At 70.3% G+C, this 23,117-nt stretch carries 26 protein-coding genes; 21 read left to right on the top strand and 5 right to left on the bottom strand.

Annotation, left to right across the window (positions count from 1 at the left end):
- Nucleotides 1-53 precede the first annotated feature (53 nt).
- Together NQ152_RS04595 and NQ152_RS04600 are read left to right on the top strand one after the other, a co-directional pair.
- Nucleotides 54-338, top strand: coding sequence for a hypothetical protein (locus NQ152_RS04595; RefSeq protein ID WP_257523162.1), 285 nt, complete (start codon nucleotides 54-56; stop codon nucleotides 336-338).
- Complete coding sequence (locus NQ152_RS04600) at nucleotides 335-1,708, top strand: hypothetical protein (RefSeq protein WP_257523163.1); 1,374 nt, start codon at nucleotides 335-337, stop codon at nucleotides 1,706-1,708. The genes NQ152_RS04595 and NQ152_RS04600 overlap by 4 nt, the downstream gene beginning before the upstream one ends.
- Here NQ152_RS04600 and NQ152_RS04605 read toward each other — a convergent pair.
- The gene (locus NQ152_RS04605; RefSeq protein ID WP_257500999.1) at nucleotides 1,680-2,072 is read right to left on the bottom strand and encodes a phage holin family protein; all 393 of its coding nucleotides are present in this window, start codon (nucleotides 2,070-2,072) and stop codon (nucleotides 1,680-1,682) included. The genes NQ152_RS04600 and NQ152_RS04605 overlap by 29 nt on opposite strands.
- A 136-nt stretch (nucleotides 2,073-2,208) precedes the next feature.
- On the opposite strand from NQ152_RS04605, the gene NQ152_RS04610 reads away from it, so the two are divergent.
- The 17 genes from NQ152_RS04610 (at nucleotide 2,209) to NQ152_RS04690 (ending at nucleotide 17,928) form a co-directional block, all read left to right on the top strand.
- Nucleotides 2,209-3,348 (top strand): histidinol-phosphate transaminase, encoded by a 1,140-nt coding sequence (locus tag NQ152_RS04610; protein WP_257501000.1) that lies wholly within the window; start codon nucleotides 2,209-2,211, stop codon nucleotides 3,346-3,348.
- A 2-nt stretch (nucleotides 3,349-3,350) separates the two neighbouring features.
- Complete coding sequence (locus tag NQ152_RS04615; RefSeq protein WP_257501137.1) at nucleotides 3,351-4,493, top strand: thiamine pyrophosphate-dependent dehydrogenase E1 component subunit alpha; 1,143 nt, start codon at nucleotides 3,351-3,353, stop codon at nucleotides 4,491-4,493.
- A 50-nt stretch (nucleotides 4,494-4,543) separates the two neighbouring features.
- Nucleotides 4,544-5,509 (top strand): alpha-ketoacid dehydrogenase subunit beta, encoded by a 966-nt coding sequence (locus tag NQ152_RS04620; protein WP_257523241.1) that lies wholly within the window; start codon nucleotides 4,544-4,546, stop codon nucleotides 5,507-5,509.
- Nucleotides 5,510-5,555: 46 nt separating this feature from the next.
- Complete coding sequence (locus NQ152_RS04625; protein ID WP_257523164.1) at nucleotides 5,556-6,911, top strand: dihydrolipoamide acetyltransferase family protein; 1,356 nt, start codon at nucleotides 5,556-5,558, stop codon at nucleotides 6,909-6,911.
- Nucleotides 6,912-7,039: 128 nt separating this feature from the next.
- Complete coding sequence (locus tag NQ152_RS04630) at nucleotides 7,040-8,035, top strand: metal ABC transporter solute-binding protein, Zn/Mn family (protein ID WP_257523165.1); 996 nt, start codon at nucleotides 7,040-7,042, stop codon at nucleotides 8,033-8,035.
- Nucleotides 8,032-8,838 (top strand): metal ABC transporter ATP-binding protein, encoded by an 807-nt coding sequence (locus NQ152_RS04635; RefSeq protein WP_257523166.1) that lies wholly within the window; start codon nucleotides 8,032-8,034, stop codon nucleotides 8,836-8,838. Before NQ152_RS04630 ends, NQ152_RS04635 begins: the two co-directional genes overlap by 4 nt.
- Nucleotides 8,835-9,695 carry a metal ABC transporter permease gene (locus tag NQ152_RS04640; RefSeq protein ID WP_257523167.1) on the top strand — a complete coding sequence of 287 codons (861 nt, stop codon included), beginning with the start codon at nucleotides 8,835-8,837 and terminating at the stop codon, nucleotides 9,693-9,695. Before NQ152_RS04635 ends, NQ152_RS04640 begins: the two co-directional genes overlap by 4 nt.
- A gap of 147 nt (nucleotides 9,696-9,842) precedes the next feature.
- Nucleotides 9,843-10,256, top strand: a complete 414-nt coding sequence (locus tag NQ152_RS04645) for a Fur family transcriptional regulator (protein WP_257501005.1) — start codon at nucleotides 9,843-9,845, stop codon at nucleotides 10,254-10,256.
- A gap of 127 nt (nucleotides 10,257-10,383) precedes the next feature.
- The gene (locus NQ152_RS04650; RefSeq protein WP_257523242.1) at nucleotides 10,384-11,328 is read left to right on the top strand and encodes a permease; all 945 of its coding nucleotides are present in this window, start codon (nucleotides 10,384-10,386) and stop codon (nucleotides 11,326-11,328) included.
- Entirely contained in the window at nucleotides 11,321-12,178 is an 858-nt protein-coding gene (locus NQ152_RS04655; RefSeq protein WP_257523168.1) for a TIGR03943 family protein, read from the top strand. Before NQ152_RS04650 ends, NQ152_RS04655 begins: the two co-directional genes overlap by 8 nt.
- A complete protein-coding gene (locus NQ152_RS04660) occupies nucleotides 12,168-13,580 on the top strand; it encodes a hypothetical protein (protein ID WP_257523169.1) in 1,413 nt (470 codons plus the stop codon). The genes NQ152_RS04655 and NQ152_RS04660 overlap by 11 nt, the downstream gene beginning before the upstream one ends.
- Nucleotides 13,577-14,272, top strand: a complete 696-nt coding sequence (locus tag NQ152_RS04665) for a DNA-3-methyladenine glycosylase (RefSeq protein ID WP_257523170.1) — start codon at nucleotides 13,577-13,579, stop codon at nucleotides 14,270-14,272. Before NQ152_RS04660 ends, NQ152_RS04665 begins: the two co-directional genes overlap by 4 nt.
- Before the next feature lie 176 nt (nucleotides 14,273-14,448).
- Nucleotides 14,449-14,685, top strand: coding sequence for a 50S ribosomal protein L28 (gene rpmB, locus NQ152_RS04670; RefSeq protein ID WP_257501009.1), 237 nt, complete (start codon nucleotides 14,449-14,451; stop codon nucleotides 14,683-14,685).
- A complete protein-coding gene (gene rpmG, locus NQ152_RS04675; protein WP_005051772.1) occupies nucleotides 14,685-14,855 on the top strand; it encodes a 50S ribosomal protein L33 in 171 nt (56 codons plus the stop codon). Before rpmB ends, rpmG begins: the two co-directional genes overlap by 1 nt.
- Before the next feature lie 3 nt (nucleotides 14,856-14,858).
- Nucleotides 14,859-15,164, top strand: coding sequence for a 30S ribosomal protein S14 (rpsN, locus tag NQ152_RS04680; RefSeq protein WP_257501010.1), 306 nt, complete (start codon nucleotides 14,859-14,861; stop codon nucleotides 15,162-15,164).
- A gap of 338 nt (nucleotides 15,165-15,502) precedes the next feature.
- The gene (locus NQ152_RS04685) at nucleotides 15,503-15,790 is read left to right on the top strand and encodes an HU family DNA-binding protein (RefSeq protein WP_257501011.1); all 288 of its coding nucleotides are present in this window, start codon (nucleotides 15,503-15,505) and stop codon (nucleotides 15,788-15,790) included.
- A 155-nt stretch (nucleotides 15,791-15,945) separates the two neighbouring features.
- Complete coding sequence (locus tag NQ152_RS04690) at nucleotides 15,946-17,928, top strand: bifunctional copper resistance protein CopD/cytochrome c oxidase assembly protein (RefSeq protein ID WP_257523243.1); 1,983 nt, start codon at nucleotides 15,946-15,948, stop codon at nucleotides 17,926-17,928.
- 25 nt (nucleotides 17,929-17,953) lie between these two features.
- On the opposite strand, the gene NQ152_RS04695 is transcribed toward NQ152_RS04690, so the two are convergent.
- Both NQ152_RS04695 and NQ152_RS04700 read right to left on the bottom strand, forming a co-directional pair.
- Nucleotides 17,954-19,081, bottom strand: a complete 1,128-nt coding sequence (locus tag NQ152_RS04695; RefSeq protein ID WP_374113560.1) for a hypothetical protein — start codon at nucleotides 19,079-19,081, stop codon at nucleotides 17,954-17,956.
- 72 nt (nucleotides 19,082-19,153) lie between these two features.
- On the bottom strand, nucleotides 19,154-20,053 hold the full coding sequence (locus tag NQ152_RS04700; protein WP_257523171.1) for an NAD(P)/FAD-dependent oxidoreductase: 900 nt from the start codon (nucleotides 20,051-20,053) through the stop codon (nucleotides 19,154-19,156).
- A gap of 6 nt (nucleotides 20,054-20,059) precedes the next feature.
- Between NQ152_RS04700 and NQ152_RS04705 the strand changes: the two genes are divergently transcribed.
- Nucleotides 20,060-20,548 (top strand): MerR family transcriptional regulator, encoded by a 489-nt coding sequence (locus tag NQ152_RS04705; protein ID WP_257501014.1) that lies wholly within the window; start codon nucleotides 20,060-20,062, stop codon nucleotides 20,546-20,548.
- 9 nt (nucleotides 20,549-20,557) lie between these two features.
- Entirely contained in the window at nucleotides 20,558-21,916 is a 1,359-nt protein-coding gene (locus NQ152_RS04710; RefSeq protein WP_257523172.1) for a DEAD/DEAH box helicase, read from the top strand.
- Nucleotides 21,917-22,042: 126 nt separating this feature from the next.
- Here the strand turns inward: NQ152_RS04710 and NQ152_RS04715 are convergent, their stop codons facing one another.
- A complete protein-coding gene (locus NQ152_RS04715) occupies nucleotides 22,043-22,699 on the bottom strand; it encodes a heme oxygenase (biliverdin-producing) (protein ID WP_257523173.1) in 657 nt (218 codons plus the stop codon).
- A 66-nt stretch (nucleotides 22,700-22,765) separates the two neighbouring features.
- Nucleotides 22,766-23,077, bottom strand: a complete 312-nt coding sequence (locus NQ152_RS04720) for a DUF2470 domain-containing protein (protein WP_257523174.1) — start codon at nucleotides 23,075-23,077, stop codon at nucleotides 22,766-22,768.
- Nucleotides 23,078-23,117 lie beyond the last annotated feature (40 nt).

The raw sequence follows: 23,117 nt of genomic DNA on the forward strand, positions 1-23,117 counted from the left end.
CCACCTCTGCGGCCCGCCGCTTCCCGGCCGCCGGTGCGCGCCAGAGTGGCGGGATGTCGACCCCATCCGGCCTGGCGGCGGAGGACCTGGATGTCCTGGACCTCGTCCGGCGTCAGCTCGGCGATGCGATCGATCGGCTGCGGCAGGTGTCCGCTCGATCCGCCGGACTGGCCGACCAGACCCGCTGGTGCACCGATGCCGCGACGGTGTTTCATTCGACCGCCGACTCGTGGCGGCGGGATGTGGCGGCCCTCATCCCACTCGTCGAGGACGCGCGGGATGCTCTGGCTCTGGCTCGGGCACGGTTGGAAGCGGACGCGTGGCGGCACGGACTATGAGCGACGACCTGGACATCCGCGGCGGCGGGGCGGTCGCTGTGGACACCGTCACGCTGCGCACGGCCGCCGACGCCTTCCAGGTGGCGGCCGGGGAGCTCGAGGACATCGCCGCCAGGATCGGGTCGTCCTCGATGCACCTGGCCGGCACGACCCGGGCGATGTGGGACGTCGCGCACACGATGTCCTGCGCAAGCCGGCGGATCCAAGAGGTGGTCGAGGCCGCGGGCGAGCTGAGTCGGGCGCTGCGCGCTGCCGCGGCCGTCTACGAGATCGTCGAGCTGCGCACCGAACGGGCGGCGGCGGATGCCGCGGGCGATGCCGGTGCGGTGCGGCGGATCGACTCCCGGCTGGCGGCGCTGGCCATCGAGCACCCGGACGCCGACGCGCAGGCAACCCTCGCCGCCCTCGGGCACTGGGTCAGCTGGCCCGGCGAACTGGCACGTCAGGCTCTCGGAGCGCTCTGGTGGCTGAGTCCGGGCTTCCACCTGCTCGCCGTGCCGACGGCGTGGGCGCTTCAGCGTGCCGTCGGCGCGCTGGGCTCCGGCACAGTGCCGACCACCGCCCGGCTGCGCGGTCAGCCCGGCGACCTCGTCCTCTCGCCGGTCGCCCCGCCGGCACCGGCCACGGCCCCCACCTCACTGGCCGGCGCCGCAGAGCGCATACCGACCGGTGGCCAAGCCCGGGTCAGGGTGGAGCGGTACTCGATGCCCGACGGCTCCCGCCGGTTCGCCGTCTACGTGACCGGCACGCAGACGATCGCCCCCCGGACGACGGAACCGTTCGACATGGACGCCAACATCGAGCTGTACACGGGTGCACGCGCGGCCTCCTATGAGGCCACCGAGCTCGCGCTCCGCGAGTCCGGTGCGCGGCCAGGCGATATCGTGCACGCCTTCGGCCACTCGCAGGGCGCCATGGTCGCCGCGCACCTGGCGCTGGAGGGCGACTACGACACGCAGACGCTCGTCTCGTTCGGCTCGCCCGTCGAGGCCGATCTCGGCGAGGGCACGCTCAGCGTCTCGGTGCGCCACGCCGATGACCCGGTCGCCGCGCTGGCCGGCGGCGGTCATGCGGGGACTGTGGGTGCGCCCGGCAGCTTCGTCGCGGAACGCACCGCCGACCCGCGTGCCGGCCTGCACGACTTCGGCCTGCCCGCGCATGCCCTGGACAGCTACACCGCGACCGCGCGGATGCTGGACACCTCCGCCGATCCGCGCATGGCGGCGGTGCGGCAGGTGTTCGCGGACCTCGCATCCGCGGCATCCGTGCAGGTCACCGAGTACGCCGCGGAACGGATCCTGCCGCTGCCGGATCCCAGTCCCGGACCTGTGCCCGGTGAGGTCAATCCGTCCTCTTCGGGCGCAGGATGATGCCGAAGATCCAGTTGATGAGCGAGATGACGATCGCCGCCAAGACGCCCCACCAGAAATCTTCGACGCGAAGACCCCAGCTCCAGAAGCCGGTGATCCATGCGGTCAGCCAGAGCAGGAACGCATTGATGATCAACCCGATCAGGCCCAGCGTCAGGATGTAGAGCGGGAACGCGAGGATCTTGATGACGGTGCCGATGATGGTGTTCACCAGCGCGAAGATGGCGGCCACGATCAGCAGCGTGAGCACGAATTGCAGCGTCTCCCCCGGTGGGAACGGGATGACCGAGACCATGAGCGCGGGGATCAGTGTGACGATCCAGATGGCGAACGCGTTGACGACGACACGGATGAGGAAGCCCATAGTTCGTCAGTCTGCCATGCGGGTACTTCCTGGCCCCGGATCCACGCGAAACCCGGGCGGGGCACGGGCGAACGGCCCGATCGCGACCGCGGCAGCGCACCCCGACGGCCGAGAGCGGACCCATAGACTCGGCAGGGTGACCGACGCTCCGATTCCGTTCGATGACGCGCAGATCCCGGTCCGGGTCCGGCCCGAGATCGCCGCGCTGCCGCCCTACCAGCAGGGCAAGCAGGCCGGTGCGGACGCGTTCAAGCTGTCCAGCAACGAGAACCCGTTCGACCCGCTTCCCGGGGTCCTCGAAGCGGTGCGTGCCGCGACGGAGCTGAACCGGTACCCGGACGCGACCGCCGGACGGTTGCGCGAGCGGCTGGCCGACCGGTTCGGCGTTTCGCCCTCGTCGGTGCATATCGGCGCGGGCAGTGTCTCGATCCTCACGCAGCTCGTGCTCGCCACGTCTGGTCCCGGCGACGAGGTGATCTTCGCGTGGCGCTCCTTCGAGGCTTATCCGTGGCTCGCGATCGTCGCCGGTGCCACCCCCGTGCAGGTGCCGCTGACCGACGATGCCCGCCACGACCTCCCGGCGATGGCCGCGGCGGTCACCCCGCGCACCAGGGCGATCATCGTCTGCAGCCCCAACAACCCCACCGGCCCGATCGTCACCCAGGCCGAGTTCGACGCGTTCCTGGCTCTGGTCCCCCGTGATGTCCTGGTCATTCTGGACGAGGCGTATGCCGAGTTCATCACCGACCCGGCGGCCGTGGACGGTCTGCGCGTGCTGGGCACGCAGGGCCACCCGAACGTGGTCGCGCTGCGCACGTTCTCCAAGGCGTTCGGTCTGGCCGGGCTGCGCATCGGCTACGCCATCGGGCACCCGCGCATCCTGGATGCCGCCCGCAGCACCAGCATCCCGCTGTCCGTCACGGCGCACGCCGAGGTCGCCGCCCTGGCGAGCCTGGACGCGGAGGACGCGCTGCTGGAACGCGTGCGGACGATCGCCGCGCGGCGCGACCGGCTCGCCGCAGCCCTCCGCGATGCCGGGTGGCGCGTGCCCGAAGCGCAGGGCAACTTCCTCTGGCTGCCCGGCGGTGCCGAGACGATGCAGATCGCAAGCGCCTTCGATGCGGCCGGTCTGATCGTGCGTCCGTTCGCCGGCGACGGTCTGCGGGTCAGTGTCGGCGAGGAGGACTCTGTCGACAAGGTCCTATCGATCGCGGAATCCGTTGTGAAAGACCTCCCAGAGGACCATCCGGGGTCGCGGGCTAGCGTAGAACGGTGACTCTGCACCAGAACACCGGGCCGGACGACGCGCCGGAACTCGTCCGCGTGCTCGCGGCGGACGGGTCGGTCGCGCCGACTCCGGCAGCCGAACCGTACCTCGAACTCATCGATGCGCTCACGGACGCGGAGCTCGAAGGCTTCTACCGCGACATGTTCGTCGTGCGCGCCTTCGACCAGCAGGCCACGAACCTGCAGCGCCAGGGCCAGCTCGCGCTGTGGCCGCCGAGCTTCGGCCAGGAGGCGGCACAGGTCGGCTCGGCCCGCGCCGCGCGCCCCCAGGACCACCTCTTCCCGTCCTACCGCGAGCACGTCGTGTGCATGATCCGCGGCGTCGACCCGGTGGACATCATCCGCGTGATGCGCGGTCTCACGCACGGCGGCTGGAACCCGGCCGATCCGAAGAACGGGAACACGCACATCTACACGCTGGTCCTCGGGTCCCAGACGCTGCACGCGACCGGACTGGCCATGGGCCTCACGCTGGACGGCAAGTCCGGCTCCGGGGACCCTCAGACCGACGAGGCCGTCATCGTCTACTACGGAGACGGCGCATCCAGTCAGGGCGATGTGCACGAGGCGATGGTCTTCGCCGCCAGCTACCGCACCCCCGAGGTGTTCTTCCTGCAGAACAACCAGTGGGCCATCTCGGTCCCCGTCGCCACCCAGTCCCGGTCGCCGCTGTACCGCCGCGGCGCCGGATACGGCATCCCGAGCATCCCCATCGACGGCAACGACGTGCTGGCCAGCTACGCGGTCACCCGGGTCGCCCTCGACGAGGCGCGCGCCGGCGCGGGCCCGCGCGCCATCGAGGCCATGACGTACCGCATGGGAGCGCACACCACCAGTGACGACCCCACGAAGTACCGCACCGCCGACGAGGAAGAGTCCTGGGCGCGCCGGGACCCGATCGCGCGCATGCGCGCCTATCTGCGGGGGCGCGGAGCGTCGGACGCGTTCTTCGCCGAAGTCGAGGCGCAAGCCGCCGCGGTGGCCGAGGACGCCCGCGTCCGCACCGCCGCGCTCGGCGGCATCCCGACCGATCTCATGTTCGACCACGTCTACACCGAACCGCATCCTCTGATCGACGAGCAGCGCGCGTGGCTCGCCGGCTATGAGGCATCGTTCGAGGAGGAGCCGTCGTGACCGACCTCAAGGCCGCACCCGCCGACGCGCGGACGTCGTCGATCGAGACCATGCCGTTCAGCCGCGCGCTCAACGCCGGACTGCGGCGGGCGATGACCGAGAACGACCGGGTGATCCTGATGGGCGAGGACATCGGTCGGCTGGGCGGGGTCTTCCGTGTCACCGAGGGCCTGCAGGCAGAGTTCGGCGAGCAGCGGGTGCTGGACACCCCGCTGGCCGAATCGGGCATCGTCGGCACCGCGATCGGACTCGCGATGGCCGGATTCCGGCCCGTGTGCGAGATCCAGTTCGACGGGTTCGTGTTCCCGGCGTTCGACCAGATCACCTCGCAGCTGGCGAAGATCACGAATCGGCACGAGGGTGCGCTGAGCATGCCGGTGGTGATCCGCATCCCCTACGGCGGCCACATCGGCGCGGTGGAGCACCACCAGGAGAGCCCCGAGGTGTACTTCACCCACACGCCCGGTCTTCGCGTGGTGAGCCCATCCACCCCGAACGACGCGTACTGGATGATCCAGGACGCGATCACCTCGACCGATCCGGTGATCTTCCTCGAGCCGAAGAGCAGGTACTGGCAGAAGGGCGAGGTGGATGCCGCTGCCCGGGCTCTGCCGCTGCACGCCAGCCGCCTGGTCCGCCGCGGCACGGATGTCACGCTGGTCGGTCACGGCGCCATGGTCGCGACGCTGCTGCAGGCTGCTGCGCTCGCGGAGTCCGAGGGCACCAGCTGCGAGGTGATCGACCTGCGCTCCCTGTCCCCCGTCGACTACGGCCCGATCCTGGACTCGGTGCGCCGCACCGGACGCATGGTCTACGCGCAGGAGGCGCCGGGCTTCACCAGTCTCGGCAGCGAGGTGGCGGCGACGGTCATGGAGAAGGCGTTCTACGCGCTCGAGGCGCCGGTGCTGCGCGTCTCCGGCTTCGACGCTCCGTTCCCTCCGGCCAAGCTCGAAGGAACCTTCCTCCCGGACGCGGACCGCATCCTCGAGGCCGTCGACCGTACGCTGGCGTATTGATGACCCCCGACTCTCCCGGTCAGAGGGCGGCCGGAAAGGACAACGGATGAGCACACAGACCTTCCTCCTCCCCGACGTTGGCGAGGGCCTCACCGAGGCCGAGATCGTGTCCTGGCGGGTCTCCCCCGGCGACCGGGTCGAAGTCAATGACGTCCTCGTCGAAATCGAGACCGCGAAGTCGCTGGTCGAACTGCCCTCCCCGTTCGCCGGCGTCGTCGGCGACGTGCTCGTCGCCGAGGGCGACACGGTCGCGGTCGGGGCGGCGATCATCACGATCGCGAGCGCGGACGCGTCCGCACCGCCGGCCACGGCGGGTCAGAGCGAGCACGGCGAGGCGCACGAACCGGATGCCGGCGGTGCCGTCCTGGTCGGGTACGGCAGCGCGGGTCACGTCCAGTCGCGCCGCCGCAAGCCGGCCGGCCGCCCGGCAGCGGCATCCGTGGGGGTCATCGCCAAGCCGCCGATCCGCAAGCTGGCGCGCGACCTGAACGTCGACCTGACCGACATCGCACCCAGTGGCCCGGGGGGCGAGGTGACGCGTGACGATGTGATGAAGCAGGCGTCGCAGGCCAGCGTCTTCCGAAACATCCAGACCCCGGAATGGGGAGCGGTGCGCGAAGAGACGATCGCCGTCGGCACTCCCCCGGTCGCCGCGCAGGTGCCGGCCGTCCCGGCTCCTGCGCCGGATGCCGCCGGGCGCGAGGAGTCCATCCCGGTCCGGGGCGTGCGCAAGGCGGTGGCCAGCGGAATGGTCCGCAGCGCCTACACCGCGCCGCACGTGTCGGTCTGGACCGACGTCGATGCGAGCCGCACCATGGAGCTGGTCAAGCGGCTCAAGGCCTCGCCGGACTTCGCGGACGTCCGGGTCTCGCCGCTGCTGATCATGGCCCGCGCGGTGATCTGGGCCGTGCGGCGCACGCCGATGGTCAACGCGGCGTGGATCGACGACCCCGAGGGCGGTGGCGCCCAGATCCGGGTGCGTCACTACGTGAATCTCGGCATCGCCGCCGCCACCCCCCGCGGTCTGCTGGTGCCGAACATCAAGGACGCCCAGGAGCTGAACATGCGCGATCTGGCCCGCGCCCTGGAGAAGCTCACCGTGACGGCACGCGAGGGCAAATCGACCCCCGCGGACCAGACCGGCGGCACGATCACCATCACGAACATCGGCGTCTTCGGAATGGATGCCGGTACGCCGATCATCAATCCCGGCGAAGTCGGGATCGTCGCACTCGGCACCATCCGCCAGAAGCCTTGGGTCGTGGACGGAGAGGTCCGGCCCCGCTGGGTCACCACCGTCTCGGGCTCGTTCGACCACCGCGTCGTGGATGGCGACGGGGTGTCCCGGTTCATCGCCGACATCGCCTCCATCCTGGAGGAACCGGCCCTGCTGCTGGATTGAGCGGGCCGGGCGGACAGCGCTCGCGCGCGTGCGGCCGCTCCCCTGGGGTTCGGCCCGCGACGGTCGTCCCGGAGATCGCGTCCGGAGTCGGGTTTGAGAATGATTATCAATAGCCTTAGGGTGGGGGCATGCCCCGTCGTAGCCACGCCCTCGCCCTGCTTGCTCTGACCGTGACGGGTGCCCTCGCGCTCGCGGGATGCGCGTCGACCGGTTCCGCGGCAGAGGGGGAGGGGCGCCTGCGCGTCGTGGCCAGCACGAACGTCTACGCGCAGCTGGCCTCCGAGATCGGCGGCGACCTGGTGGATGCGACCGCGATCGTGTCCTCGACGGCGCAGGATCCGCACTCGTTCGAACCCAGCGCGCGTGACCAGCTCGCCGTTCAACGAGCCGATCTGATCATCGAGAACGGCGTCGGATACGACGCATTCGTGGACGCGCTCATCGACGCGAGCGGGTCGACGGCGCCGGTGATCACGGCCGCGGAGTTCTCCCACGACTGGCCGGACAACCCCGGCCACGACGAGGCCGCGAACACGGAGGCCGCGGACGAGCCCGGCGAACAGAACGTGCACGAGCACGGCGAACACGAGCACGTCGCGGGATTCAACGAACACGTCTGGTACGACCCGCACACCATCGAGCACGTGGCCGAGGCGATCGCCGACGAGCTGATCGCGCTCCTGCCGGCCCAGAGTGGGGCGATCGAGGAGCGCGCAGCCGCGTTCGCGGAGGGCATCGGCGACCTCGAGGTGTCGCTCACCGCGATCGGCACCGCCTCCGCGGGTGTCGACGTCTTCGTCACCGAGCCGGTCGCGTTGCCCCTCGTGCAGGCCGCGAGCCTGCACAACGTCAGCCCGGAGGCCTTCACCGAGGCCGTGGAGGAGGGACAGGACGTCGCACCCGCGACGCTCCTGGAGTCCCTCAAACTGCTGCGCTCCGGGGACGTGCGGGCCGTCATCGCCAACTCGCAGACAGGCGGGGCGGAGACGACCGAGGTGATCGCCGAGGCGGAATCACTGTCGATCCCCGTCATCGAGTTCTCCGAAACGCTCCCGGACGGCCAGACTTACCTCTCGTGGATGAAGGCGAACATCGAGGCGCTGGCGGGCGCCCTCCAACCGTGACCGCGCCGCTGCAGATCCGCGACGCCGCGCTGCGCCGCGGAAACCGAGAACTGTGGAGCGGGCTGGATCTGACCGTCAAGCCCGGCGAGCTGATCGCGGTGCTCGGTCCGAGCGGATCGGGCAAGACGACACTGCTACGCGCGATCCTCGGACTGGACCGCCTCAGCTCGGGAAGCATCGAGGCGCTCGGCGCGCCGGTCCGCGCCCGCGGCAATCGCCGCATCGGCTACATCCCGCAGCAGCGCCCGCTGCCCCGCGACGCAGCGCTGCGCGGCCGCGACCTGGTCGGTCTGGGCGTGGACGGTCACCGCTTCGGCCTGCCATTCCCGCGTCGCAGCGACCGGGCGCGCGTGGAGGCCCTGATCGACGCCGTGGGCGCGCGGGAGTTCGCCGACCGCCCCGTGGGGCTGCTGTCCGGTGGTGAACAGCAGCGGCTGCGGGTCGGTCAGGCGCTGGCGGACGAGCCGCGCCTGCTGCTGTGCGACGAGCCGCTCACCAGTCTGGACCTGGCCAATCAGCAAGCCGTCGTCGGTCTGATCGATCGACACCGCAAGCAGACCGGAGCGGCGGTGCTGCTGGTCACGCACGACATCAACCCCCTGCTGGGGAAGGTCGACCGCATCCTGTACATCGCCAACGGCCGGTTCACGCTCGGCTCGCCCGACGAGGTGCTGCGCTCCAGCGTGCTGACCGAGCTCTACGGCGCCGAGGTATACGTCCTCCGTGCCGGCGACCGGCTGGTCGTGGTGGGAGCCCCCGATGCCGAGGAGTCCCACCACCACCACGACGAGGTCCGCGAGTGAACTGGCCGGACATCGCCGACGCCATGTTCGGTGGCCTCGCCGACTACGGCGACATCCTCGCCCTTGTCTCCAACTCCGTCATCGCCGGGGCGGTGCTGGGCCTGGTCGGCGGTCTCGTCGGCGTCTTCGTGATGCAGCGCGACATGGCATTCGCCGTGCACGGCATCAGCGAACTGTCCTTCGCCGGCGCGGCGTTCGCACTCCTGGTCGGCTTCGACGTGGTGACCGGATCCATCGTCGGCTCGCTCGTCGCGGCGGCCATCATCGGCGTCCTGGGCGCCCGCGCCCGCGACCGCAACTCGATCATCGGCGTGCTGATGCCGTTCGGCCTGGGCCTGGGCATCCTCTTCCTGTCCCTGTACGACGGTCGCAGCGCCAACCGGTTCAGCCTGCTCACCGGTCAGATCGTGTCGGTGCAGAGCGGACAGCTGGGGTGGCTGATCGCGATCAGCGCGGTCGTCCTCCTCGGCATCCTGCTCATCTGGCGCCCCCTCCGGTTCGATTCCCTCGACCCGCAGTCCGCGGCCGCGCGCGGGGTGCCGACCACCGCGGTCTCCCTGGCCTTCATGCTGCTGCTGGGCCTGATCGTCGCGGTCAGCGTGCACATCATCGGTGCGCTCCTGGTCATGGCGCTGCTGGTGACCCCGGCCGCGGCCGCCATGCGCGTCGCGACGGGACCGATCGCCGTTCCGGTGCTGGCGGCGGTGTTCGGATTCGTGTCGGCCGTCGGCGGCATCCTCCTGGCCATCGCGGGGACGCTGCCGGTCAGCCCCTACATCACGACGATCTCGTTCCTGATCTACCTCGTGTGCCGCGGCGTGGGGAGCAGGCGCGACCGTGTGACGAGGGCCGCGTGAGAAGCCGGGGAGAAACCGGCGCCGCGCGGGGGAACGATGTGCCCGCTTCGGCGAATCCACCCCGCGCTTTCACCGGGACCTCCGCAGAGGCCCGCAATCCCACCACACCCAGGCTCTCGCTCAGGGGCGATCGGTAGAATCCGGCATATGGCTCAGCGGAACACGTGGCAGCGCGATCGGGTGCGCGAGGCGCTCGGCGACGCCAGCGGATTCGTCAGCGCGCAGAGCCTGCACGCCACTCTGCGCGAGGAGAACACCGGGATCGGGCTGGCCACCGTCTACCGCGCCCTGGCAGGGCTTGCCGCGCAGGGGGAGGCCGACTCGCTGCAGAGCCCGGAGGGCGAGAGCCTCTACCGCGCGTGCACCTCGCCCGGCCACCACCATCACCTCATCTGCCGATCCTGCGGTCTGACGATCGAGATCGCGGCCACCGACGTCGAGCAGTGGGCGCGCCGCACCGCCGCGCTGCACGGGTTCAGTGAGGCCGAGCACGTCGTGGACATCTTCGGCCTGTGCACGCCGTGCGCGCAGGCCAGAGCGCCTGAACGTGCTGGGGACTGACCGGCCGCGCGCCAGCGAGCCGGGGATCCGGGGCGGCAGAGCCCCGGCGGCGGCGCGGGCCGGAGAGCTGGGGGCGGTGCGCGGCGGACGTCCCGGCCGGCCGGTGGTGGCGGTCGCGGCCGGTGTTCTGGTGATCGCGGCGCTGTTCCTGATCGACGCCTTCGCGCCGGCCCTGTTCGCGGCACCTCTGCCCACCCGCGCGCAGGACGGGCTGACCCTCGCGATCAGCGTGCTCATCGAGTCGCTGCCGTTCGTCGCCCTCGGGGTCCTGCTTTCCATCGTCGTGCAGGTGTGGGTGCCGCCGGGCGTGATCGAGCGGTGGATGCCGCGCCGGGCCTGGGCGCGGCGCGCAGTGCTCTCGTTGCTGGGCATGATCGTGCCGGTGTGCGAGTGCGGCAACGTGCCCTTCGCGCGGGGACTGCTGATCCGCGGCTTCACGGTGCCCGAGACGCTGACCTTCCTGATCGCCGCGCCGATCGTCAACCCGATCGTGATCCTGACCACCCACCAGGCGTTCGGATCCAGTGACGGCATCCTGATCGCGCGCCTTCTCGGCGGCTACGCGATCGCGAACCTGATCGGCTGGCTGTACAGCCGGCACCCCAACCCGGATGCCCTGCTGACCGACCGCTTCCGCGAGACGTGCGAGCTGGTCGAGGGGGAGCGGGGCGGACGCGGGCGGCGCAGTCTGGCGCAGTTCGTCGTCGAGCTGCGCGCTGTCATGCCGGCGCTGATCATCGGCTCGGCGCTGGCCGGAGCGGTGCAGGTGCTCATCCCGCGCGATGCGCTGCTGGCCATCGGCTCGAACCCGGCGCTGTCGATCGTGGCGATGATGGCCCTGGCCATGGTGGTGGCCATCTGCTCGAACGTGGACTCGTTCTTCGCCCTGTCGTTCGCCTCGACCTTCACCCCGGGGTCGATCGTCGCGTTCCTCCTGGTCGGTCCGCTCGTGGATGTCAAGATGCTCGCGCTGATGCGCACGACCTTCACCACCCGCACCCTCGCGGGGCTGGTGGTCATCGTGGTGCTGTCGGCGTTCGCGATCGGGACGGTGGTGAACCTCGTTGCGTAGGCCGGGACTTCTGAGCACCCGCTGGCTGGGCGTAGGCCTGGCGTCGGTGCTCGCCGTGATCACGCTCGGGCTGGCACTGACCGGACGCCTCGGGCTGTACATCAACCCGGAATCGGCGTGGTTCGCAGTGACGATGGCGGTGCTCACGCTGGCGGGCACCGCGCTGAGTTTCACGCTTCCGCTCGGCGCCGAGGCCGACCACGGACACGAGCATGGACACGACCGTCCGCACCCGCACGCGGACCAGGTACTCGTCTCCGCCGCCGCCGCTCCATCTCCGACCGCTGCCGCGAGCGCCCTGCCGGAACGGCCCGCGAGGGACCGGGTGCGCGCAGCGCGGCCCGCGCACCCGGCGGCGCTCGCGGCGAGCGCGGTCGGCGCAGTGACGGCATCCGGAGTCGTGCTCCTGGCCCTGGTCCTGCCGCCCGCCGCCCTGTCCGCAGAGCTTGCGATGGCCCGCGATGTCGGCGCGCCGCCGCTCTTCGCCGGTGCGGATGCCGTCACCCTCGCCGCGACCGGCGACACGTCCTCGTTCGGGATCGGCGAGTGGGCGACCGTCTTCGCGACCGCCACCGATCCGGATGCCTTCGCGGGGGACGCCGTCACCCTCACCGGCTTCGTCACGCCCGGCGACCATGGCGGCTTCGACCTCACGCGCCTGGTGATCACGCACTGCGTCATCGATGCGCAGCCCGCCAGCGTGCACGTCGCCGGATCCGACCCGGCTCCCGACACCGGGCAGTGGGTGACGATCACCGGCACGATCGGCTCGACCACCGACGGGCGCCTCGAGATCGACGCGACGGCGATCGAGCCGATCACCGAGCCCGGGGACCCGTATGAATACTGAGGCCGGCACCCGCCGCGGCCGCACCCGCACCCGCCGCACTCGCGCGTTCGCCGTGTCGTTCGCGATCGTCGCCGCCGTTCTGGGAGCGGTCGGGCTGGTCGGCGCGGCCGCCGGCGTCGCGCAGGGGCCGCGGGTGACCGAGGTGCACGTCGATCCCGCCGCTGCGGCCGCGGCATCCGGGTCGCGGCTGATCGTGACCACCTCGCAGTCGTTGGAGACTGTCCGGGCCGATCAGGTGACGGTCACGCCTGCGGTGCCCTTCTCGGTGGACACGTCCGGGCGGAGCGTGGGCGTGCGATTCGGCCTGCCGCTGCACGACGAGACGGAGTACCGCGTCCGCTTCGACGATGTGCGCGGGGTGGGCGGCGGCCCCGGCGCGACGCTCACGCACACGTTCCGCACGCCGCCGGCGGAGGTGTTCATCCTGCAGCGCACCGAGAGCGGCGACACCGTCTTCCGCACCGATCTGACCGGCGAAGAGGCGGTGCCCGTGTTCAGCCACGAGCACATCGAGGATTTCCGGGCGACCTCCAGCCATCTCGTGATGTCGGTGCGCGAGGGCGACCGGGCTCGCCTGGTGGTGACCGATCTGGAGGGCGGCGCGGAACGCGATCTCGCCCTCCCCGGCGACGGCTTCGTCACGAATCTGCAGAGCGCCGACCGCAGCGAACTGATCGGCTACACCTTCTCGGATGCCGATCTGGATGAGACCGGCGGCCTGGAAAGCGCGCTGTTCACGGTGTCCCTGAAGCAGAGCGCGGCACACGCCGAGCCCGCCCCCGTCGTGGTGACCGGCGCCGAGCCGCGGGTCGCGGAATGGCGCTTCGTCCCCGACACGGACAACATCCTCCTGCTGACCTTCGACGGCTCGCTTCTCGTGACCGACCCGAAGGGCGAGACGGCCACCGCCCTGGGCACCGCGCTGGCGATCGAGGGCATCGCCCGCGGATCGTCCCAGGCTGTCGTCCTGCGCGGCGGCGGCATGGTGACCATCGACCTCGCCGACGCGAGCGAGGCAGCGCTCGCCCCCGCCGACGTCGATCTGGGCCTGCTCGGCGCGGTCACGCCGGTGCCGGGCGGCGGCACGATCCGGCTGGGGGCGCCGACCGACGCCGCAGGCATCCCGATCGGCACCACCGTCGCGGCGGCGACGGACGACGGGAGCACCACCGTGCTCATGGAGCTGCCGTCGACGGACGTCGCGCTGCAGACCTGCGTCTCGCCGAGCGGCAGATACGCCGCGCTGGTGGTGGCACCGGATGCGGTGACCAATCGGTACGACCTTTACCGGCTTCCGATGCCCAAGAAGGTGCAGACGCGGATCGTCGAGATCGCCGGCGGCGAACAGGTCCTGGCCATCAACGGCTTCGACATCTCCTGGTGCCAGGTGCCGCCGCGATGACCGATCCGATCGGACCTGTCCTGCCGACCCTGCGGCCCGCGACGCGCCATGCCTTGGCGGGACTGCCCCTCGAGGTCGCACCGCGTCTGCTGGGCGGAGTGCTGACCACCGTCGTGGACGGGCAGACGGTGGCCGTCCGGCTGACCGAGGTGGAGGCATACCACGGTGCCGGCACCGGCGACATTCCCGACCCGGGGTCGCATGCGCGCATGGGCCGCACTGTCCGCAACGCCACCATGTGGGGCGAACCCGGGCACCTGTACGTGTACCTGAGCCACGGCATCCATTCGTGCGTGAACGTGGTGTGCGGCCCGGACGGTATCGCCGGGGGAGTGCTGCTGCGGGCCGGTGAGGTGCTGGAGGGGCGGGATGCCGCGACCCGGCGTCGCCTCGAACGCCGGGGCGTCGTGCGCTCGAACCGCGACCTGGCCGGCGGACCGGGACGGCTGGGGGACGCGGTCGGTCTGCGTGACCCGATGCACGACGGCATCGATGCGGTGACCGGTGTCGAACGTGCCGGCGCGGTGGCCCGACTGGAGCTGCGCACCGAACCCCTGGACGCGGTCGCGACCGGACCCCGCGTCGGGGTGGCCGGCGTTGCGGGGACGGACCTCTTCCCGTGGCGCTTCTGGATCGCCGGCGACCGCACCGTCTCCGCCTTTCGGTGGGGGCGCGGGGCAAGACCCTCCTGACCAGCGCAAGGAGGCGCGCCGGCACATGCTAAACTGACTCCTTGTCTGCGCGCACTCCAGCACGCAGTTCGTACCCTCCCCGTGATCCCGGCCCGAAACGGTCGCTGTCCTGGCGGGTGCAGACAAGGGATCTTGGGTGGAGCCGTCCGGTTCCACGGTATTAAGGAGTTGAAACCATGGCAGCAGTGTGCCAGGTGACCGGAGCGGTTCCCGGCTTCGGTCACAGCATCTCGCACTCGCACCGCCGGACGAAGCGCCGCTTCGATCCGAACGTGCAGAAGAAGACTTACTTCGTTCCGTCGCTGGGTCGCAACATCAAGCTCAACGTGTCGGCGAAGGGCATCAAGGTCATCGACGCCCGCGGCATCGAGTCCGTCGTCCGTGACATGCAGGCGAGGGGTGTGAAGCTCTAATGGCCAAGAAGGCTCAGGACGTACGTCCGATCATCAAGCTGCGTTCGACCGCGGGCACGGGGTACACCTACGTGACACGCAAGAACCGCCGCAACAACCCCGACCGCATCGTGCTCAAGAAGTACGACCCGGTCATCCGCAAGCACGTCGAATTCCGAGAGGAGCGTTGATCAATGGCTAAGAAGAGCAAGATCGCGCGCAACGAGCAGCGCAAGGTCGTCGTCGAGCGCTACGCCGCCAAGCGCGCCGAACTGAAGAAGGCCCTGGTCGACCCGACCTCGACCGACGAGCAGCGCGAGGCCGCACGCGTGGGCCTGCAGAAGCTTCCCCGCAACGCCTCCCCGGTGCGCGTTCGCAGCCGCGACGTCATCGACGGACGCCCCCGCGGTGTCCTGACGAAGTTCGGCATCTCGCGTGTCCGCTTCCGCGACATGGCGCACCGTGGCGAGCTGCCCGGTGTGACCAAGTCGTCCTGGTAAGCAGCACCACCAGCACCTCAGAAGAGGCGGACCCGCTCGGGTCCGCCTCTTCTCGTTGCCCGGACTATGCCCGTACCCGGGCGGGACCACTCGCTGCGCGGTCGGAGGCGGGTGTGAGCGGCAACGCGAAGATCGACTGCTCGTCAGCCACAACTGCCCCATCAGTCACATCTGCACCACCAACACGCCGACGGATTACGTCAAGGCGCTCGCAGATCCGCGGAATTCCGCGGAAAGTGGGTATATTCGGGGGCGGTCGATCCGACCAGCCGGAGGGTTTCGCCCGTCCGGTCCGAGCAATGAAAGTCGGCGCATCCGCCGCCTTGGAGGACAACCACATGGCTGACAAGTCCATCACTAAGACCGAACTCGTTGCGAGCATCGCCAGCGCGACGGGGCAGAGCCAGTCCGCCGTGTCGGGCGTGCTCGACTCCCTCTTCTCCACCGTCTCGGAGGCGGTCGCCAAGGGCAGCAAGGTGTCGATTCCCGGCTGGCTCTCGTTCGAGCGGGTCGAGACGTCGGCACGCACGGGTCGCAACCCGCAGACCGGTGCCGAGATCAAGATCCCGGCCGGCCAGCGCGTCAAGGTCACCGCCGGCTCCAAGCTGAAGGCCGCCGTCAAGTAGAGCCTTCGGCTCGAGGACGGCCAGCCGCCGCAGGCGGCATGTCGCGACGTCCAGGCCGAGCACGAGAGGGGGATGCCGCATCACGCGGCGTCCCCCTTCTGCATGCCGCCTAGGCTTAACCCGTGACCTCCACCACCGCTCCTGTCCGCGGCACCATGCCGCGCGGAGACGCGGCGCGTTTGCTGCGGGCCGCCGGACCCGTGATCCTGGTCGTGTCCGCCGTGACCGCGATGATCTGGGGTCTGATCGTCGGCGGCGGTGCCGCGCCCTTCGCGATCGGCGACCCGGGCCCACTGGTCAGATGGGGCCTGCCCGCCGCGACGCTGGTCGTCAACCTCTGCGCCGCCGGCATGGTCGGCGCGCTGGTGACGGCGCTGTTCGCGCTGAAGGCGGGTGAGCGGGAGTTCGATGCCGCGCTGGATCTGGCTTCGGTCTCGGCGGCGATCTTCACTGTGGCGGCGGCATCCACCGGGTTCCTGACGTTCGTGAACACCTTCAACCCGGCGTGGGGGCTGGGTCCTGAGTTCGGGGCACAGCTGGGTCGGTTCCTGATCGAGACCGAAGCCGGGCGCACCTGGCTGATCACCGCGATCGCCGGCGCTGCGATCACCGTGCTGACGTTCGCGGTGCGCTCATGGACCCCGACCCTCTTCGTGGCCATCCTGGCCATCGCCGCACTCGTCCCGATGGGCACGCAGGGCCACTCCGGCGAGGAGGCGAACCACAGCGCCGCCGTCATGGCGCTCGTGCTGCACATCATCGCCGCCGCGGTGTGGCTCGGCGGTCTGCTGCTGATGGTGGTGATCCGGCCGCTCACCGACCGGCAGACCCTCGCCGACGCCATGGCGCGCTACTCGACCTTCGCGCTGGCGGCGTTCGTGGTGGTCGCGATCTCGGGCACCGTCCGGGCGGTGATCGGAGTCGGTGCGTGGCAGAATCTCGCTTCGCCGTACGGGGTCATCCTGCTGGCCAAGATCGGCGCGCTGCTGGTTCTGGGCATCCTCGGCGCCTGGTACCGCAAGCGACTGATCGGCAGAATGCGGGAGGATCCCGCCTCGCGTCGCTTCTGGGGGCTCATCGCCCTCGAGCTGGCCTTCATGGGGCTGGCCAGCGGCGCGGCGGTGGCCCTGGCCCGCACCGCACCTCCGACGACGTCCAACCTGCCGGCCGTGCGCACACCCGCGGAGATCCTCACCGGGTCGCCCCTGCCGCCGGAGCTGACGCTGGATCGCTGGTTCACTTCGTGGAACCTGGACCTGCTGTGGGCGTTCGCGGCCGGATTCGGCATCTTCCTCTACGTCGCCGGGGCGCTGCGCCTGCGCCGCCGCGGCGATGCCTGGCCGATCTACCGCACGGTGCTGTGGATCACCGGGCTCGTGCTGCTGTTCTGGGTCACCTGCGGGCCGATCAATGCCTACGGTGAGTATCTGTTCAGCGTGCACATGGTGGGGCACATGCTGCTGACCATGGCGATACCGGTCCTCCTGGTCGCGGGGGCACCGGTCACCCTCGCCGCGCGCGCGATCCGCAAGCGCGACGACGGCACCCGCGGCGGACGAGAGTGGATCCTGTGGGCCGTGCACACGCCGGTTGCGCGCGTGCTCACCCATCCCTTCGTCGCCGCCGGCTTGTTCGTCGGATCCCTCTGGGTGTTCTATTTCACCGACCTCTTCCGCTGGTCGCTGTATGACCACCTCGGGCACGAGTGGATGACGGCGCACTTCCTGATCACCGGGTACCTGTTCGTCCTCTCGCTGATCGGGATCGATCCCGTCGCGTACCGGCTGCCGTACGCGGGCCGGCTGGTGACACTGATCGCCGTGATGGCGATCCATGCGTTCTTCGGCATCGCGATCATGATGCAGTCGGGTCTGATGGTCGCGGAGTGGTTCGGTGCGATGGGCCGCACGTGGGGCGCGTCACCGCTGGAGGATCAGTACATCGGCGGCGGTGTTGCCTGGTCGATCGGCGAGCTGCCCACGCTGATCCTGGCGATCACGGTGGCCATCCAGTGGAGTCGCAGCGATGAGCGTGCGCAGCGCAGCGCGGACCGGCATGCCGACCGCACGGGCGACGCCGAGCTCGAGGCCTACAACGCCCAGCTCGCCGCGCTCGCCGAGCGGGACGCACGCGGCTGAACCGGCCGCCGCGCCGCGGCATCCCTCACGGGGTGCCGGGGGCGGTCACCGTGATCGAGGCGGAACCGTCCGGCTGGACCGTGATGGTCCCCGTGACGACGAACGGGACGTCTTCGGCCACGTCGCGCACCGAGCCGTCGAACAGAGAGCGGATCTCGACCTCGATGTGAGCGACGGCGTCGGCGGCGGGTATCGCCCATCCGGCGCCGTCGGGAACGACCGTGACGGTGGGCTGGGCGGCGATGGACCAGGTCGGGGGCGAGACGATGCGATCCTGCACGATGAAGCCGAACGGGCACCCAGTGGGCTGCAGCACGTCCTGCGTCGCGCACCCGGAGAGGAATTCCTCGACCTTCTCCTGGACGATCTGCACGAACTCCGGCGTCGCCTGGGCCTGGACATCCACCGGCACCCTCGCGAACGGGCTGTCGGAGAGGACGGCCACGCCCCGGGTCGCAGAGATCGCGGTGTCGACCGACACGGAGTAGATGCCCGGGGAGAAGACCAACAGCGACATCGGCGCCTGGGGGTCCGCCTCGACGCCGTCGGGTGAGATCTGGCGCTTGTCGATGGTGAACCCGTTCACGTCGAAGGTCATCGACCCCTGGACGGACAGGTCCATCAGCGCGAGCGGACTCGTCGCGAACCGCCAGGTCGGCAGGCCGAGGGCGTCGACGGGCTGCACTTCGAAGGTGGTGGTGCCCGGGTACGCGCCCGCGCGGTACTGCACGGTCACCAGGACCACGCCGTCGGCACGCGTCTCCTCCGACACGATCTCGATGTCCGTCAGCGTGGCCAGCGCGTTGCGGCGCAGCAGCGCGTCCGAGGCGGCGGCAGGCAGCCCCGCGGCTTCGAGCTGGGCCGAATCGACCGCGACCCCCGGCACGGCCAGGGCGTCCGCGGCGCTGCCCTCCGCAAGCATCCCCAGATAGCGCTCCACGAACGCCGTAGGACTGTAGAACTCGCGGTACAGCGATGCGGATGCCGCGATGACCGCCGTCACCAGCAGAACGCCGACCATCCCGAGCAGCAGGAGATCGACCGCGAGGCGGGAACGCCGGCGCGGCGGCGCGGCACGGCCCGGCGCGCCGGCCGGCGCCGCTGATGCAGCGGCACCGGGCTTGGTCGCCGTGCCGCCTGCGTCCGTGTCCACGCCCTCAGTCTAGGAAGCCGCGGCTGGGAGAAGCCGGATGCCGTCAACCCGGCTCCGCGGCCGGCGCTCCGGCTACGCCGCGGAGCCGGCCGGCCCCCCGGCGATCAGCAGCCGGACGCATCCCACCGCCGCCAACTGCCCCGCGCTCGTCGCGGCCGCGAGCGAGGCCAGCGGACCCGGAGCGTCGGGGGAGTGCGCCATGTCGCCGGCCGCGAAGACCCCGGGCATGCTCGTCTGTCCCATCAGGTCGATCGCCACGCACCCCGACTCCAGCATCCGCACGCCCAGTTGCGCCGCGAACGGCGCGCGCTGTGTCGCCGCCGGGGCGAGGAAGACCCCGCCGACCTCGAGGAGCGAGCCGTCGCTGAGCCGCAGCGTGAGACCCGTTGCGGCCGGTTCTACGGCGGCGACCTGCGCCGGGTCGAGCACCACCAGTTCCGACGCGATGCGGCCGAGCATCGCCGACTGCATGTCAGCGTGGGCGCCGCCGCCCAGGATCGCGATGCGCTTTCCGCTCAGCTCGTGCCCGTGACAGAACGGACAGCTGGCGGCCCCGCGGCCCCAGACCGCGGCCAGTCCGGGGACGTCGGGCAGTTCGTCGCGCAGCCCGGTGGCCAGCAGAACGGTCCGCGTGCCCACCGCAGCGCCTTCGACGTCGACCACGAAACCCCCGGCTGCCGGCGCGACCGCCTGCGCCGCGGCATCCCGGATCTCGACCGTGTCGTACGCGGCGATGTCTGCGCGAGCCAGCGCGCGCAGCTGCGCCGGTGGCCGTCCGTCGTGCGTGATGAGGTTCTGCGCGTGCTCGACCATGCCGTTGCGGTACTCGCCCGAGTCCAGCAGCAGGACCTGCCGGTGCATCCTGCCCAGCGTCAGGGCGGCCTGCAGGCCGGCCGGGCCGCCCCCGATGACGATCGTGTCGTACATGATCTCTCCCCTCTGGTTGCGTCCACAGCGATTCTGTGACTTCATGTCAACATGAAGTCAAGTCCCATCCCGATCGGCGTGGCGGCGGCCCGCTTCGGCCTAGACACGCACGTCCTGCGGCACTGGGAGGACGTCGGACTGCTCCGACCCGACCGGGATGCCGCGGGACGCCGGCGCTACGGGGACAGGGACCTCGTCCGCATCGCGGTGATCCTGCGCAGCAAGGCCGCAGGCATGACCCTCGAGCAGATCGGGGTGCTGCTGGATGAGCAGGCGCCCTCGCGGCACAGGGTTCTCGAGCAGCACATCGAGGACCTGAGTCGGCGGATGGCGGAGATGGAACGCTCCCGCGAAATGACCCTGCATGCGCTGAACTGCCGGTCCCACGACATCTCGACCTGCCCCCGGTTCCGCACGATCGTCGGGGGAGTGATCGAAGGGACCGCGTCGTGGTCGCTGGACCCGCATGATGCGGAGATCCCGCAGCCGCTGTCCACCGGGCATGCCCATGTGCGCCGGGTCACAGCATCCACTGGTTAGCATGAACCGGTGATCACACCTCCGCTCTCGCCCGAGCAGGAGGCGCTCTTCCGCCTGATCGAGGACACCCGAGAGCACGTTTTCGTGACCGGACGCGCCGGTACCGGCAAGTCGACCCTGCTGCAGCACCTCGCCTGGAACACCAGCAAGCAGATCGCCGTCTGCGCGCCCACCGGGGTGGCGGCGCTGAATGTCGAGGGCCAGACCATCCACTCGCTGTTCCGGCTGCCCATCGGCCTGATCGCGGGCAGCCAGATCGAGCAGACCGACGCGACCCGCAAGATCCTCAACGCGATCGACACGCTGGTCATCGACGAGATATCCATGGTCAACGCCGACCTGATGGATGCGATCGACCGGTCGCTGCGCCAGGCTCGCGGCCGGCGGGCCGAGCCGTTCGGCGGCGTGCAGATCGTCATGTTCGGCGACCCCTACCAGCTGGCCCCGGTGCCGCCGCGCGGGGACGAGGCGCATTACATCCGCGACCACTACCGATCGTTCTGGTTCTTCGACGCGAAGGTGTGGGTCGGCAGCGTCGGCGGCGACGGGATCATGGACATCGGCGCGTACGGCGCCGACCTGCACATCCGCGAGCTGATCGAGATCCACCGTCAAGCCGATCCGGCCTTCAAGGCGATGCTCAACGCGGTCCGCTACGGCCGCGTGACCGCCGACATCGCGCAGGTTCTCAACGACACCGGAGCCCGTACTCCGCCGCACCCCGCCGACGGTGAGCATCCCGTCATCACGCTGGCCACCCGCAACGACATCGTGAACAACATCAACCGGCGGCACCTGGCCGAGCTGATCGGTCGCGAGCAGACGGCCAGCGCCGAGATCAGCGGGGACTTCGGGCGGGGGGATGCCTCGTACCCGGCCGACGTGGACCTGAAACTCAAGGTCGGCGCGCAGGTGATGTTCCTGCGCAACGACACCGGCTCGTACGGCGACCCACCGCGGTGGGTGAACGGGACGATCGGGACGGTCACGCGGATCGCCGGCGGCACCGTGCGGGTCGAGGTGGAAGGGAAGGAATTCGACGTCGAGCCCGCCGTGTGGGAGAGGTTCCGGTACGCCTACGATGCCGGCTCGAAGTCGCTCACCCGCGAGATCGTCGCGGAGTTCACGCAGTTCCCGCTGCGGCTGGCGTGGGCCGTCACAATCCACAAGTCGCAGGGCAAGACGTACGAGCGGGCGGTGGTGGATCTCGGCTCGGGTGCGTTCGCCCCGGGGCAGACGTACGTCGCCCTCAGCCGGCTGACCTCGCTCGAGGGGCTGTATCTGACCCGACCGCTGCGGCCGAGCGACATCCGGGTGGATCCGGATGTGCAGCGGTTCATGGCCGGGGTTCGTGCCGCGGCATCCTGAGTGCCCTCTCCACCCGCGAGACTGCATAGGCGCCTCGAGACTGAGGGCGTTCGACCCTGTTTCGCGGCGCCTCTGCAGTCTCGCGGTGCGGTGCGGTGGGGTGGGGTGGGGGTGGGGGTGGTCGGGTCAGGCGACCTGCGACTGCGCCTTCGCGGCGGCGAGGTCCTCGAACACCTCGGTGTTCATCCGGTACGCAAGCAGCACTTCGTCGATGACGCGCGCCTGCTCCTCGGCATCCCACGGCGCGGCATCCAACTGCCGACGGTAGACGTCCTTGAACGCACTGGGGTCGGCGATGTCGTCGAAGACGTAGAAGCCGATGCCGTTGGTCTCGAAGCCGAAGCGGCGGGCCATCAGCCGGCCGATGAACTGACCACCGGACAGATCTCCCAGGTAGCGGGTGTAGTGGTGGGCGACGAACCCGCCCGCCCACGTCCTGCCCACCAGCTCGATCCGATCGACATAGCGCCGGGTCGTGGGCAGCGGTGAGATCTCGTCCCGCCAGCCCCCGCCGAGCAGGAACTCCAGGTCCGCCTCGAGTGCGGGCAGCCGCGTCAGCCGGTCGCTGATGAACACGGATGCGATGGGGTCCCGGCGCATCCGCTCTGCGGCACGTTCCAGAGCGTCGTACATGAACCAGTGCTGAGCGACGAGTGCGATGTAGTCCGCGCGCGTCCCGTCGCCCTTCATGAGGTCGGACATGAAGCCCGCACCCTCACTGCTGGAATGCGCCGAACTGGAACGCTCGCGCAGCGCGGCGGAAAACGGGATCAGATCGCTCATGATCCACATTCTAGGGGCAAGTAAGGCTCGCCTAACTTCCGCCGCGTGGTGCGCTCGTGACCGGCCTCAGTCGTGGGGGCGGGGTGCGATCCCCAGCCTCCGGCACGATTCGTCGTAGAGGGCGACGATCTCGCGGCGCACCTCCCGCCGCTCCGTGATCGATCCGCCCGGCCACGGCACCCGCACGAACGTCTCTTCCCCGGTGGCCAGCGTGGCCCGCCATTCGCCGCCCGCTCCGTCGAAGCCGATCATCGTCGCGGCGACGATGTCGGCGTCCGGAGCGTAGGCCCGGGCAATGAGAAGATTGTCGTCGTCGTGATCGCCGTTCATATGGGCGAGGACGCCCGCGACCGCGGCGTCGTCGAATCCGTGCCTCATCCGCCCAGCCTACCGATGGCGTTGACGGCCACGCGGCCGC

The sequence above is a fragment of the Microbacterium sp. zg.B48 genome, from assembly GCF_024623505.1.
Taxonomy (GTDB): Bacteria; Actinomycetota; Actinomycetes; order Actinomycetales; family Microbacteriaceae; genus Microbacterium.

Bases quoted from the DNA above. Each gene is read 5' to 3' on its own strand.
- rpsN (WP_257501010.1), top strand. From the start codon at position 14,859: ATGGCTAAGAAGAGCAAGATCGCGCGCAACGAGCAGCGCAAGGTCGTC.
- NQ152_RS04705 (WP_257501014.1), top strand. From the start codon at position 20,060: ATGAAGTCAAGTCCCATCCCGATCGGCGTGGCGGCGGCCCGCTTCGGC.
- NQ152_RS04700 (WP_257523171.1), bottom strand. From the start codon at position 20,053: ATGAAGTCACAGAATCGCTGTGGACGCAACCAGAGGGGAGAGATCATG.
- NQ152_RS04630 (WP_257523165.1), top strand. From the start codon at position 7,040: ATGCCCCGTCGTAGCCACGCCCTCGCCCTGCTTGCTCTGACCGTGACG.
- NQ152_RS04645 (WP_257501005.1), top strand. From the start codon at position 9,843: ATGGCTCAGCGGAACACGTGGCAGCGCGATCGGGTGCGCGAGGCGCTC.
- rpmG (WP_005051772.1), top strand. From the start codon at position 14,685: ATGGCCAAGAAGGCTCAGGACGTACGTCCGATCATCAAGCTGCGTTCG.
- NQ152_RS04660 (WP_257523169.1), top strand. From the start codon at position 12,168: ATGAATACTGAGGCCGGCACCCGCCGCGGCCGCACCCGCACCCGCCGC.
- NQ152_RS04685 (WP_257501011.1), top strand. From the start codon at position 15,503: ATGGCTGACAAGTCCATCACTAAGACCGAACTCGTTGCGAGCATCGCC.
- NQ152_RS04620 (WP_257523241.1), top strand. From the start codon at position 4,544: ATGCCGTTCAGCCGCGCGCTCAACGCCGGACTGCGGCGGGCGATGACC.
- NQ152_RS04600 (WP_257523163.1), top strand. From the start codon at position 335: ATGAGCGACGACCTGGACATCCGCGGCGGCGGGGCGGTCGCTGTGGAC.
- NQ152_RS04690 (WP_257523243.1), top strand. From the start codon at position 15,946: ATGCCGCGCGGAGACGCGGCGCGTTTGCTGCGGGCCGCCGGACCCGTG.
- rpmB (WP_257501009.1), top strand. From the start codon at position 14,449: ATGGCAGCAGTGTGCCAGGTGACCGGAGCGGTTCCCGGCTTCGGTCAC.
- NQ152_RS04665 (WP_257523170.1), top strand. From the start codon at position 13,577: ATGACCGATCCGATCGGACCTGTCCTGCCGACCCTGCGGCCCGCGACG.
- NQ152_RS04595 (WP_257523162.1), top strand. From the start codon at position 54: ATGTCGACCCCATCCGGCCTGGCGGCGGAGGACCTGGATGTCCTGGAC.
- NQ152_RS04605 (WP_257500999.1), bottom strand. From the start codon at position 2,072: ATGGGCTTCCTCATCCGTGTCGTCGTCAACGCGTTCGCCATCTGGATC.
- NQ152_RS04720 (WP_257523174.1), bottom strand. From the start codon at position 23,077: ATGAGGCACGGATTCGACGACGCCGCGGTCGCGGGCGTCCTCGCCCAT.
- NQ152_RS04625 (WP_257523164.1), top strand. From the start codon at position 5,556: ATGAGCACACAGACCTTCCTCCTCCCCGACGTTGGCGAGGGCCTCACC.
- NQ152_RS04715 (WP_257523173.1), bottom strand. From the start codon at position 22,699: ATGAGCGATCTGATCCCGTTTTCCGCCGCGCTGCGCGAGCGTTCCAGT.